Origin of the sequence: Arthrobacter sp. (genome assembly GCF_031179985.1) — a bacterium.
Classification (GTDB): Bacteria; Actinomycetota; Actinomycetes; order Actinomycetales; family Micrococcaceae; genus Arthrobacter.
Genome location: NZ_JAPSHJ010000025.1, coordinates 1 through 12294, shown reverse-complemented (window position 1 = coordinate 12294; position 12294 = coordinate 1). Strand labels below are relative to the sequence as shown.

Below are 12294 nucleotides of genomic sequence, written 5' to 3'. Positions count from 1 at the left end.
GCATCGTGAGTAATGCAGAAGCCACGACTTCATCAGACCGTAACGGGACAGGAACGGCCGGGCCCGCCGCTGCGCATCAACGCGAAGCTCAGCGGCTCCGCGCGCTCCTGGAACCCACGGTTCAGGCGCACAGGCTGTATCTGGAGGATGTTGACATCAACATCGCGGGCTCCAACAGGGTGGTCCACGTAGTGGTGGACTTGCCACAGGAAGAAACCGGCGGGGTCGGCCTTGACGTCATTGCTGAGATTTCCAAGGAACTTTCCAACGTGCTGGACGAGGACCCCCAGGACGACAACCGTCCTTACGACCTTGAGGTTTCCTCTCCAGGTGTGGGCCGTCCTCTGACGGAAGCGCGCCATTGGTACCGTGCACGCGGTCGGCTGGTCAAGGTCAAGGTCATCCAGGGCGATGACCTCACGGGCCGGATTGTGTCGGTAGACGACGACGGTGTGACTCTGGTACCGGAAATCGCCGTCAAAAAAGGGATGAAGCCCAAGCAGGGCGAACCCGTCAAGATTCCTTTCGACAGGATCCGTCACGGAAAAGTCGAAATAGAGTTCAGCCACCTCGAAGAGGCTGGTCTGGAAAATGAGTACAACGGACCTTCTGAGGAGGCCTAATGGATATTGACATGAGCGCACTGAGACTCCTGGAGCGTGAGCGTGAAATTCCGCTGGATCTCCTGATTCCCACCATCGAGCAAGCGCTGCTGGTGGCCTATCACAAGTCGCCCGGCGCCTTCGAGAAGGCCCGGGCCGAACTGGACCGCAAGAGTGGTCACGTCACCATCTGGGCGACTGAGATCGACGACGACGGTGCGCCCATCGGCGAGTTCGAGGACACGCCGGCGGGCTTTGGCCGGATTGCAGCAAGCACTGCACGGCAGATCATCCTGCAGCGCCTGCGCGACGTTGAAGACGACAATGTGTTGGGTGAATTCAAGGGACGCGAAGGCGAACTTGTTGCCGGCCTCATCCAGCAGGGAAACAACCCGCACATGATCCAGGTCAACCTCGGCACGGTGGAAGCGTTGCTTCCGCCGCCCGAGCAGGTGCCCGGGGAAAAGTACATCCATGGCAACAGGCTCCGTGCCTTTGTCATAGACGTCCACCGTGGTACCAAAGGCCCGTCCATCACACTGTCGCGATCCCACCCTGGGCTCGTTCGGAAGCTGTTCGAGCTGGAGGTCCCCGAGATCGCCGACCGCTCAGTCGAGATCGTGGCCTTGGCGCGCGAAGCCGGACACCGCACCAAGATTGCGGTGAAGGCCAACACTCCCGGGATCAACGCCAAGGGCGCCTGCATCGGTGAAATGGGCTCGCGGGTGCGAGCGGTCATGACCGAGCTCAATGACGAGAAAATCGACATTGTGGACTACAGCGACGACCCCGCAACCTTCATCGCAAGTGCATTGTCGCCGTCGCGCGTGAATTCCGTCACCATTACCGACGAAGCCACTCGCTCCGCCCGTGTGGTGGTTCCGGACTACCAGCTGTCCCTGGCGATCGGCAAGGAAGGCCAGAACGCACGCCTCGCCGCCAAACTCACCGGATGGCGGATCGATATCGTCTCCGACGCCGCCGTCGACCGGAACAAGTAAACAACTGGAACAATTAGTTTCAGTACGGGGCCGGAGGCAGTACTTGCCGCCGGCCCTGTTCCGTATTTCCCGTCCACTTCCCGGCCGCGGTTTCAAGACAATGGCCCCGGTGGGGCTAGAATAGACAAGACCGCGCCTAACGGCCGGTGTTCGTGTGCCTGCAGTAGGTCGCCGGCTGCCCAACGGGTGGCCACGGATTATCGCAGGCAGCAGTTATGTACTGGCAGGAAGATGCTCGAGAGTGGCAGAAACGCAACGCTTGAAGGATCAGCCCCAGCGAACCTGTATCGGATGCCGAAAGAAGGGGTTGCGGTCAGAGTTACTCCGGCTCGTCGCCGAAGGCAGTGGATCTTCCGCCGTCATCGTGGATGAACGACGCCGGATGGCTGGCCGGGGTGCATGGCTGCATCCCAGCGAAAAGTGTCTGGCCCTGGCGATCAAGCGGCGGGCTTTCGGACGTGCTCTTAACGGGGCAACCGGAACCGCCGAAGTCGAACGCCGGATATCGGCAGGCACGAAAGCCGTGGACACCCCGGTGGCCGCAGCAACAACCGTCCAACCTGAAAGCGGGTCAGAAAACTGATGGAAACCCGATGAGTTCCCAGCGATGAGTGCGCAACGATGACAACTTTGTTGCGCTCTGCAATGGGCCTTCCAGCTGTATGTGCGGCGGAGGCCCGCAGTAAGAAGTAGACGGTTCGTGCCTGGCTCGGTGCGGACCGAGACAGGAGAAATGTGGCCAAGGTCCGCGTACATGAGCTTGCTAAAGAGCTCGGTATTACTTCCAAAGATGCAGTAACCAAACTGCAGGAACTGGGCGAATTCGTTCGCTCCGCCTCTTCCACCATTGAGGCACCCGTTGTGAGGAAACTCCGCAACGCTTTCCCCGGCGCTGCCGCTTCCTCAACCGAAGCTGCCGCCCCATCCAAGCCTGCTGCCAGCCCGGCACCTGCACGCCAGGCGCCTGCGCCTGCGCCTGGTCCTGCTGCCTCCAAGGCTCCGGCACCTGCTGCTCCGGCACCGGCCGCCAAGGCAGAAGCACCCGCTCCTGCTGCAGCCGCGCCTGCTGCTCCGGCTCCGGCGTCGTCAGCTCCGGCGGCTCCAGCAGCCTCTGCAGCTCCGGCTGCACCAGCCGCGCCTTCCACGGGCGCCAAGCCCGGTGCGCGTCCGGCTCCCAAGGCTGAAGCTCCGGCAGCGCCGGCGGCTCCCTCCCGCCAGGGTGGTTCAGCCCCTCGTCCGGGCGGTCCCCGTCCCGGCAACAACCCGTTTGCGACGTCCCAGGGTATGCCCCGGGGTCGCGGCGGCGACAACGAACGTCCCCCGCGTCCGGGCAACAACCCGTTCGCAACCTCACAGGGCATGCCTCGTCCCGGTGGCAGCCGCACTGAAGGCGACCGTCCCGGCCACGCCGGGCAGCGTCCTGCTGCAGGTGCAGGTGGTCCCCGTCCGGGTGCTCCCCGTACAGGTGGCGCCGGCGGAGCCGGTGCGCGTCCCGGTGCTCCCCGCACAGGTGGCGCTCCGGGCTCAGGTAGTCCGCGTCCCGCAGGTGCCGGTGGAAACCGGCCCACGCCGGGCATGATGCCTAACCGCACCGAGCGTCCCGCACCGGCTGGTGCCGGTGGACGTCCCGGTGGCGGCGCCCGTGGTCCGGGCCGTCCAGGCGGCGCACCGGGTACCGGTGGTGCTCCGGGTGCCGGTGGCGGAGCTCCCGCTGGCGGAGGCTTCGGCAAGGGTGGCCGCGGTCGCGGTGGCACCCAGGGTGCCTTCGGTAAGGGCGGAGCAGGCCGCGGCAAGCAGCGCAAGTCGAAGCGTGCCAAGCGTCAGGAACTGGAGCAGATGAGTGCTCCGTCGCTGGGTGGCGTGAGCGTACCCCGCGGCGATGGCAACACAGTCGTAAGGCTGCGCCGTGGGTCCTCGATCACGGACTTTGCTGACAAGATCGAGGCGAACCCCGCCGCGTTGGTTACCGTGCTCTTCCACCTCGGCGAGATGGCAACTGCAACACAGTCGCTTGACGAGGAAACCTTCGCCCTTCTTGGTGAAGAACTGGGCTACAAGCTGCAGGTTGTTTCGCCGGAGGACGAGGAGCGCGAGCTGCTCAGCACCTTCGATATCGACTTCGACGCAGAGCTTGAAGCAGAAGGCGACGAAGACCTTGAGGCACGTCCTCCTGTTGTCACCGTCATGGGTCACGTCGACCACGGTAAAACCCGCCTGCTCGATGCCATCCGCAAGTCCGACGTTATGGCGGGCGAGCACGGCGGCATCACGCAGCACATCGGTGCTTACCAGGTCACGCACACCCATGAGGGTGAAGACCGCAAGATCACCTTCATCGACACTCCGGGCCACGAGGCGTTCACCGCTATGCGTGCCCGTGGTGCGAAGGTCACCGACATCGCCATCCTGGTGGTCGCAGCGGACGACGGCGTTATGCCCCAGACCGTTGAAGCCCTCAACCACGCTCAGGCGGCCAACGTGCCGATCGTTGTGGCTGTGAACAAGATCGACAAGGAAGGCGCCAACCCGGAGAAGGTCCGCGGCCAGCTGACCGAGTACGGACTGGTTCCGGAAGAATACGGTGGCGACACCATGTTCGTTGAGGTCTCTGCCCGTCAGAACCTGAACATCGACGAGCTGCTTGAGGCCGTGCTGCTGACCGCAGACGCTGCCTTGGACATGCGCGCCAATCCGAACAAGGACGCCCGCGGTATCGCGATCGAAGCAAACCTCGACAAGGGCCGCGGTTCAGTGGCAACTGTCCTGGTTCAGTCCGGTAGCCTGCGCGTCGGCGACACGATCGTTGCCGGTACGGCCCATGGCCGTGTCCGTGCAATGTTCGACGACGACGGTTCTGCACTGACTGAGGCTGGCCCGTCCCGCCCGGTCCAGGTGCTGGGTCTGTCCAACGTGCCGCGAGCCGGAGACACCTTCTTCGTGACAGCTGACGAGCGTACCGCCCGCCAGATCGCAGAGAAGCGTGAAGCTGCCGACCGCAACGCCGCCCTGGCCAAGCGCCGCAAGCGCATCAGCCTGGAAGACTTCGACCAGGCCGTCGCCGAAGGCAAGATCGACACCCTCAACCTCATCCTCAAGGGTGACGTGTCCGGTGCCGTGGAAGCCCTCGAAGACGCGCTGCTCAAGATCGACGTCGGCGAGGGTGTCCAGCTCCGTGTTATCCACCGCGGTGTTGGTGCGATCACGCAGAACGACGTCAACCTGGCGACGGTGGACAGCGCCGTCATCATCGGCTTCAACGTCAAGCCTGCCGAGCGTGTTGCCGAACTGGCAGACCGCGAAGGCGTGGACATGCGCTTCTACTCCGTCATCTACGCAGCAATTGATGACATCGAGATGGCCCTCAAGGGCATGCTCAAGCCGGAGTACGAAGAGGTCCAGCTTGGCACCGCCGAGGTCCGCGAAGTGTTCCGTTCCTCCAAGTTCGGCAACATTGCCGGTTCCATCGTCCGCTCGGGTGTTATCCGACGCAACACGAAGGCCCGCATCAGCCGCGACGGCAAGGTCATCGGCGACAACCTCACCGTTGAGACGCTCAAGCGCTTCAAGGATGACGCCACTGAGGTCCGCACGGACTTCGAGTGTGGTATCGGCCTTGGTTCGTTCAACGACATCAACGAGGGCGACATCATCGAGACCTTCGAGATGCGCGAGAAGCCGCGCGTCTAAGGTTCTTTGCTGAGAAATCAGCGCAGTAACCCGGGTCGGGGCCGTTGGATTATTCCGGCGGCCCCTCCCTTTCTAATTTTTCTATTTCCAGGAGGAAGTCATGGCTGATCCGGCACGCGCTGCCAAGTTGGCGCAGCGGATTAAGGTGGTTGTTGCCGAGGCTTTGGGCCGGAAGGTCAAGGATCCCCGGCTTGAGGGCATCACTGTCACTGACGCCCGCGTCACCAACGATCTGCAGCACGCCACCATCTACTACACCGTCCTCGGTGACCAGGTGGTACAGGCGGACGCTGCAAAGGGTCTCGACAAAGCCAAGGGTGTCCTGCGCCAGGAGGTGGGACGCAACATCACTGTCCGGCTGACGCCCACCCTCGAGTTCGTGGCAGATCAGATCCCCGTCGTCGCCTCCAACCTTGAGGAGCTGCTCCGGGCAGCCAAGAAGCGCGATGCTGAGGTTGCTGAGCTGGCTCAGAACGCCAAGCATGCCGGCGATGCCGATCCTTACAAAACAGATGCTCCGCAGGACGACGTGGACATCGATGAGGACGACTTCGACGACGAGGACATCGATTTCAGCGGCGACAACGAGATCGACGAAGACAACAGCAAGTAGAAGTCTTTCTTTAAGAGTGTGGCCGGGTCCGGACGGATCCGGCCACACTCAGTTAAACGTGCTGCTCAACTGGATTTGTTGCTCAACCGGTTGTACTGCTGAACGCAGGGCTCAATGGTCTCCGTGCCAAAGGGTAACCACTTGACCTGTCGGTGGCGTACCGGGTTCACCGGGCAACGCGTTGACCGAGGCGTAGATGGTGTCGCCCCGGATGTCCACGTCGGCCGTAAGCATGGCGCTCAGCACCACCCGCTCTTTGCCGGAGTGGGCGGAGAACTTCAGAACGCCTTCCCCGAAGAGGGATGCCACATAGATGTTTCCCTTCTCATCCATGTCGATACCGGTCGGAGACATGATCTCGTCAGCGAATACCTTTACCCGGCCGTCGTGCGGATTGACCTTCAGCACGGCCCCGCGTGCACCGAGAGCCGGGTCTTCCGGTCCTCCGGGCAGGGAAGTCACGTACAGCCAGCCGTCCAGACCGAGTTCGATGTCGGTGGGCACGGCTTCAAACCAGTACGTGTGGCCGACAGCGCAGGCCGGGAGGCCCGAAGCGGCTGCTGCTTCCTCAGTCACAAGGAAAGGCCGAGGCGGAAGGACCGCAACGGTTTTGGTTTCTCCGGTATCAGCATCTACTGAGACAACGCTGTTGGCTCCTGCATCAGCGACATAAATGGTGCTGCCGTAGATGTCGATGCCGTAGGGATGGGAGTCGATTTCGCCTGTATAGGATGCCCGCGCATGCTCCGGCAACAAGGCTGCACAATCCGCCGGCAGGTTTTCGAATCCGTAGGTGATCCCGCCGTCGGCGTTCTCCGTCGTCTCCAGGGCTGCCAGATCCCCGAAGGTCCGCTGCGTACCCTCAGGGTTCAGGGCACGGATATGTCCCGCAAGGGGAAGACCATCAAAGCCTCCCGCGCCCTGGCTTTCCGCAACATAGATGGTGTCCCCGCCCAGGTCGCTGCCCGCGACGCTCCAGCCCGGGTTGTCGTGGAGTACTGTGCGTTGGCCATTCTTGTCAATTTGAATCAGCTGTCCCAGGAACTGCTCCGTCACAAGGACGGAGCCCCCTGGACCGTCGCCGATGTGCAAGGGACTGAACAGGCCGTCGGCCCGGACTGTCGGTGCGGCAGGCGCTTCATCTTTGGAGGCGTGGGTGGCTGGTGCAGCGATAAGGAGTGCAGCCGCGGTTGTGAGAACCGCAGCAAAGGGTAGTTGTTTTCTCATTTTTGTCTCCAATGTCGGGGTGCGAGCATCCAGTACATTGAGACCCTTGTTTTGACCCGTCCACACGGCGTCTCCCCCAAACGCGAGTAGTTTAGTACCGCAGTTTGGGAGATGTCGATGCTTGCGGAAAAGGTGGCTTGGCCCTAGGTAAATGCATGGCACGGAGGCACGGGAAAATCGCCGCGGTCTGGCTATGATCAGAGGATGAGCGGCTCAGGGAACGTTTCAGGTTCCGCAGAATATCTGGAGATGGCGGTTCGCCTTGCGATCCAGAACGTTGCTGAAGGCGGCGGACCATTCGGGGCCTTGGTGGTCACTCCGGACGGTCGGCGGTTCGAAGGGGTTAACCGCGTGACCCGGGACAACGATCCCACGGCCCATGCCGAGGTTGTAGCCATCAGGAACGCGGCGGCCGGCATCGGAAACTTTGACCTGAGCGGATCAGTTCTGTACACCAGCTGCGAGCCTTGCCCGCTGTGCCTCGCCTCGGCTCTCTGGGCCAGGATGGACAGCGTCTACTTTGCCGCGGACCGGCACGGTGCTGCAGCCGCCGGATTTGACGACGCGGTGTTTTATGAATACTTCGCCGGAAGCCGTCCGGAGCTGCTGCCGGTCCGGCAAGCAGCCATCCCGACGTCAAACCGTCCGTTCGAGGCGTGGCACGCCCATGGCGACCGTATTGACTACTGACGGCTCAGTTGACTCGTGAAGACGCCTGGGTGACGCGGACATCGGGCGGGAGACAACCGGGGGACAGGAGACGCAGATGGCTTCCCAGCTGATCAAATGCCTGCACTGTGGAAAGACCAACAGGGTTCCTGGTGTGGCCTCAGGCAGGCCCCGCTGTGCCAATTGCAAGCAGGATCTGCCATGGGTAGCGGTGGCTGGTGACGAAAATTTTGCCCTGGTGGCTGAAGGGTCGAGCGTTCCGGCGCTCATTGACTTTTGGGCGGAGTGGTGCGGGCCGTGCAGGATGGTGAGCCCGGTACTGGATCAGCTTGCGCAGGAGAAGGCAGGCGCGATCAAACTCGTCAAGGTGGATGTGGATCGGGCACCTGGCCTGTCATCACGGTTTGCGATCCAGTCCATTCCCACTCTTATGGTGATCGTCAACGGCACCGTGGTAGCCCGGCAGATTGGGGCCGCACCCGCCCCTGCACTACGAGCCTGGCTGGACAAGGCGCTGGCTGGCGCTGCCAGGTAGACTCCAGCTTCGCGTGGGTAGGCGGTCAGGCGCGGGCGGGGAGGCGCGAGATGCCGTCCATCAGATCCTGGGGCTGGCCACACAGGGAGATCCGGATCCACCCCTCTCCGATGGAACCGAAGGCAGTACCAGGGGCAAAAGAAACACCCTCCTCCGCGAGGAAACGATGCACCCAGGCCCTGACGTCTCCACCGCTGACATGGGATACGTCCGCCCACAAGTAGAAGGCGCCCTGTGCATCCAGGAAGGGAATGCCCTTTGCCGCCAAAACCGCTGAGGCGGCGTCACGGTTGGCTCGATAGTGATTGCGGGCTTCAGCCACATAATCCTGGGGTCCGGTCAGGGCGGCAACAGCGGCATACTGCGACGGTGATGCCACGCAGGACACGATGCTCTCCATCACGTTGTTCATACGTTTCTCCAGCCCTGGCGGGCACACCAGCGCCCCGATCCGCAGACCAGTGAGCCCGTACGTCTTTGACAATGTGAGGGAGGTGAATACCCGCGCTTCGCCAGGCTCCGTACCATCAAAAACGGCCGGACTCACGTGGGGAACATCGAACGTGAACGCTTCGTAGCACTCGTCGGAAATGATCCATAGGTCATGCACCCTGGCCAGTTCCACCAGCTGCTCCATCAGCTCACCGGGAATGACGGCGCCCAGCGGGTTCGACGGCGAATTGAGCATCAGGACCTTTGTCCTGGAGGAGATCAGAGATTCAATGTCACTGATGCGTGGCTGGAACTGCTGGTCGGGATAGAGCGGGTACCGGACGGGCACCGCGTGCAGCAGGCTGCTGGTCATTCCGAAGGTGGGATAGCCGGGGTTGGGGATCAGGATCTCGTCACCCGGACCCAGGAGCAGGCTCATGGCCAGATGCAGTCCCTGCTGTGCCCCTTCCACGACGTACACGCGGTCGCCGGTGATGTCTGCCCCCGTCTGCTGCCGGAACCGGGCGGCGAACGCTTCGCGGAGTACGGGAAGGCCGGCGTTCGGTGTGTAGTTCGTCTCGTCGCGGTCCAGGCACGCCATCCCGGCCTCGAGGACATGGCGCGGGACTGCAAAGCCGGGTTCGCCGATGCTCAGAACCAGCGAACCGGGAGTACGCCACGCCGCCTCTGTGATCTCACGGATCTGGTTGACGGGAACGTCGCGGACATGCGCGGCAAGCTCTGGCATGAGAGCCATCCTAACGCGGTGCCTGCGGCTTGCCCTGCTGCTCCGATCTGCCGGGCGTCAGGAGGCGGCAGCCGCGAAGATATACTGGGAGGCGTGCTTTCTGGACTGGTAATAGTGGACAAGCCGCAAGGCTGGACCAGCCACGATGTGGTTGGACGGATGCGGCGGCTCGCCGGTACCCGGAAAGTAGGCCATGCAGGGACCTTGGATCCCATGGCCACAGGCGTGCTGGTGGTTGGGATCAACAAGGCGACGCGGCTCCTGACGTACATCGTCGGAACGTCCAAGACCTATACGGCTACCATCCGTCTCGGAGAATCTACAGTGACTGACGACGCTGAAGGCGAAGTCACTGCGACGCACAGCGCAGTGGACGTTTCCGAGGAAGCCATCCGGGCAGGCGTCGTCGCCCTTACCGGAGAAATCCAGCAGATACCCAGCAGTGTCAGCGCCATCAAGGTCAATGGGGAGCGGGCCTATGCCCGTGTCCGGTCCGGTGAAGAGGTCACGCTGAAGGCCCGTCCCGTAACCATCCATCGCTTCGATGTACACAGCATCAGACCAGTCGACGACGGCAGGGTAGTGGACGTCGACGTCACGGTTGAATGCTCTTCAGGTACGTATATCCGGGCTCTGGCGCGTGATCTCGGAAATGCCCTTGGTATTGGCGGGCACCTGACTGCGCTGCGCAGGACGCACGTGGGTCCTTACTCTCTGGAGCAAGCCAGGACCCTTGAGCAACTGGCAGAGGAACTCGAAGTACTGGAAATCTCGGAGGCTGCCCGTGCTTTGTTGCCCAACCGGCAGCTGAGCGAGGCTGAAACCACTGAAATTTCGTTCGGACGACGCGTACTCGCAGGGGCAGCAGCAGGGACACCGGGTGCCGCCACTGTGGAGAAGCCCGCCGCCGCCTTCGCTCCCGACGGAACGCTCGTTGCCTTGCTGGCGGATGCTGGGAGCTTCGCCAAGCCTGTGCTTGTCTTCGCGCCAGGAAGCGGGCTGCCCTACGCTGATGGCAGGGACAAGTAGCTGTGGATGCCTACTTTTACATCATCCTGGTGGTCGGTCTCCTCTCCTCGATCATCTGCGTTACAGCCGGCATCCTCAGAAAAGGGCCGAACGACGTCACCATCCTGTCCGTTGCGGCAGTTGAGCTCGCGCTCCTCGTCTACCTCGTCGGCTCAATCATCAGGGTGTCGTCGGGGGAACCTATTGCAGGTGAGGCATGGGAGTTCTGGGGCTATCTCCTCACAGCGCTCATGCTCCCGGTCGGCGCAATCTACTGGTCCATCCTCGAACGCACCCGCTGGAGCAACTTTGTCCTGGCAGCGGTCGGAGTCACGGCCTTGGTGATGGCTGCCCGAATGAATCAGATCTGGTACTGACGTGAAGGAACCCCAAAACGTGGCAGCACAATCCTCTGAATCTCCAGGCGCTGTGACGGGTACCGGGAAGACGGCTGGCAATACGCGCAATACCGGCCCCGGTCGCCTGCTTATTGCCGTCTACGCGGTCTTCGCCATATCGGCCACGGCCCGCGCAGGCTATCAGATCCTCACCAAGTTTTCCGAAGCCCCGCTGGCGTACCTGCTGTCAGCTTTTGCCGCCGTCGTGTATGTCATTGCTACAGTCTCATTGGCCAAGCCAGGGCGAACCTGGTTCAAGGTCTCTGTTGCTGCCGTCCTCGTGGAACTCGTCGGCGTCCTGGTGGTCGGTGCACTGAGCGTGTTTGATGCCGTCCAGTTCCCCCACGAAACCGTGTGGTCGCTTTTCGGACGGGGTTACGCCTTCATTCCATTGCTTCTGCCTATTTTGGGGCTGGCCTGGCTTTACCGCCGGCGGCCGTCGGCGGCAGTTCCGGAACCTTCCGCCTAAAGTTATCGGAGCTTTCCTCCCACAGTGCCGTACGTACGGCACTAGCAGGGAACGGTGCTGGGTGTCTTCCCCCTAAAATGTCGCACCCCTTTGGCAGAGTTGTTCCATGGAAGCCATGGGGGAACTTGCAGCAGTTGGCGCAATGCGCCAGCGGCAGCTGGGTGCCGCCACTATTGATCCTCATCCGGCGCCCTTTCGAGGTTTACGGAGTATCGCACCGTTTGATTCGACGCCCCTGGCTTCGGACCATAGTGTTTCAAGCCACGGTGTGTCCGGCGGCGGCGTGTCCGGTGCGGTGGCGGCCAGTCTTGAGTTGCTGGGAACGGTACGGACGACGGCGGCCGGTGAGCTCGCGCTGTCCGGCTTCGCTGACGCGACGGACTTCGCCTGCCAGGTCGAGGAACTCTCCCGCACCGTGGAATACCTCCAGGTCTTCGCCGCCGCTGCCGTGGACTGCACCCGCCACGAACCTGCCAGCCGTGAAGCTTCAGCCCCGTTAAGCACCCGCGCTGAAACTTCCACGGGAGCCGGTTCCACGCATGGCTGGACCACCGGGTGGGGCCCGGAAACGACGGACCCCGGGTCTGCGGGGGCTGCCGGGTTTATCGCGTCTTCCGGGACTTCCGGATCTGTCGTATCTGCTGTGCCTGCTGGCCCCTTCGGTCTGGTCCCGGGTCTGCCTGGTCTGGTGGGGACGGGTGCCGGAACACCGCCGAGTTCCTCCGCGCCCGGCTGCGGATCAGCGCCGCCGAAGCACGTCGCCGCCTGGCCCTGGCCGCAGCACTCCTGCCCTCCACCGGAATCACCGGCCAACCCGTCCCGCCCGCCCGGGAAGAACCCGCCACCGCCTACGCTGCCGGAACCATCCCCTCCCGCGCCGCGACCATCATCACCCTGGCCCTCGA

At 62.7% G+C, this 12294-nt stretch carries 14 protein-coding genes; 11 read left to right on the top strand and 3 right to left on the bottom strand.

Going from position 1 to position 12294, the window contains the following annotated elements:
- The first annotated feature begins 5 nt into the window (after window positions 1–5).
- From rimP to rbfA, 5 genes are all read left to right on the top strand, one after another.
- Window positions 6–623, top strand: coding sequence for a ribosome maturation factor RimP (gene rimP, locus RIN13_RS12665; RefSeq protein WP_309107695.1), 618 nt, complete (start codon window positions 6–8; stop codon window positions 621–623).
- The gene (gene nusA / locus RIN13_RS12660; protein ID WP_309107694.1) at window positions 623–1603 is read left to right on the top strand and encodes a transcription termination factor NusA; all 981 of its coding nucleotides are present in this window, start codon (window positions 623–625) and stop codon (window positions 1601–1603) included. Before rimP ends, nusA begins: the two co-directional genes overlap by 1 nt.
- Window positions 1604–1910: 307 nt before the next feature.
- Window positions 1911–2186, top strand: coding sequence for a YlxR family protein (locus RIN13_RS12655; protein ID WP_309107693.1), 276 nt, complete (start codon window positions 1911–1913; stop codon window positions 2184–2186).
- Between the two features lie 152 nt (window positions 2187–2338).
- On the top strand, window positions 2339–5290 hold the full coding sequence (infB, locus tag RIN13_RS12650) for a translation initiation factor IF-2 (protein ID WP_309107692.1): 2952 nt from the start codon (window positions 2339–2341) through the stop codon (window positions 5288–5290).
- A 100-nt stretch (window positions 5291–5390) separates the two neighbouring features.
- The gene (rbfA, locus tag RIN13_RS12645; protein ID WP_309107691.1) at window positions 5391–5903 is read left to right on the top strand and encodes a 30S ribosome-binding factor RbfA; all 513 of its coding nucleotides are present in this window, start codon (window positions 5391–5393) and stop codon (window positions 5901–5903) included.
- Between the two features lie 111 nt (window positions 5904–6014).
- Here rbfA and RIN13_RS12640 read toward each other — a convergent pair whose 3' ends face one another.
- Window positions 6015–7130 (bottom strand): ScyD/ScyE family protein, encoded by a 1116-nt coding sequence (locus RIN13_RS12640; protein WP_309107690.1) that lies wholly within the window; start codon window positions 7128–7130, stop codon window positions 6015–6017.
- A 204-nt stretch (window positions 7131–7334) separates the two neighbouring features.
- Between RIN13_RS12640 and RIN13_RS12635 the strand changes: the two genes are divergently transcribed.
- Both RIN13_RS12635 and trxA read left to right on the top strand, forming a co-directional pair.
- On the top strand, window positions 7335–7820 hold the full coding sequence (locus RIN13_RS12635) for a nucleoside deaminase (RefSeq protein ID WP_309107689.1): 486 nt from the start codon (window positions 7335–7337) through the stop codon (window positions 7818–7820).
- 76 nt (window positions 7821–7896) lie between these two features.
- Complete coding sequence (trxA, locus tag RIN13_RS12630; protein ID WP_309107688.1) at window positions 7897–8334, top strand: thioredoxin; 438 nt, start codon at window positions 7897–7899, stop codon at window positions 8332–8334.
- 25 nt (window positions 8335–8359) lie between these two features.
- On the opposite strand, the gene RIN13_RS12625 is transcribed toward trxA, so the two are convergent.
- Window positions 8360–9514, bottom strand: coding sequence for a pyridoxal phosphate-dependent aminotransferase (locus tag RIN13_RS12625; protein ID WP_309107687.1), 1155 nt, complete (start codon window positions 9512–9514; stop codon window positions 8360–8362).
- 93 nt (window positions 9515–9607) lie between these two features.
- Here RIN13_RS12625 and truB point away from each other — a divergent pair, with 93 nt between their 5' ends.
- From truB to RIN13_RS12610, 3 genes are read left to right on the top strand one after another with little or no spacing between them, the layout of a single operon-like run.
- Window positions 9608–10543 (top strand): tRNA pseudouridine(55) synthase TruB, encoded by a 936-nt coding sequence (gene truB, locus RIN13_RS12620; protein ID WP_309107686.1) that lies wholly within the window; start codon window positions 9608–9610, stop codon window positions 10541–10543.
- 2 nt (window positions 10544–10545) lie between these two features.
- Complete coding sequence (locus RIN13_RS12615; protein WP_309107685.1) at window positions 10546–10899, top strand: hypothetical protein; 354 nt, start codon at window positions 10546–10548, stop codon at window positions 10897–10899.
- Window positions 10900–10918: 19 nt separating this feature from the next.
- Window positions 10919–11389 (top strand): hypothetical protein, encoded by a 471-nt coding sequence (locus RIN13_RS12610; RefSeq protein ID WP_309107684.1) that lies wholly within the window; start codon window positions 10919–10921, stop codon window positions 11387–11389.
- 256 nt (window positions 11390–11645) lie between these two features.
- Here RIN13_RS12610 and RIN13_RS12605 read toward each other — a convergent pair whose 3' ends face one another.
- On the bottom strand, window positions 11646–11855 hold the full coding sequence (locus RIN13_RS12605; protein ID WP_309107683.1) for a hypothetical protein: 210 nt from the start codon (window positions 11853–11855) through the stop codon (window positions 11646–11648).
- Between the two features lie 89 nt (window positions 11856–11944).
- Between RIN13_RS12605 and RIN13_RS12600 the strand changes: the two genes are divergently transcribed.
- On the top strand, window positions 11945–12294 hold a 350-nt coding region (locus RIN13_RS12600; RefSeq protein ID WP_309107682.1), incomplete at its 3' end, for a DUF222 domain-containing protein.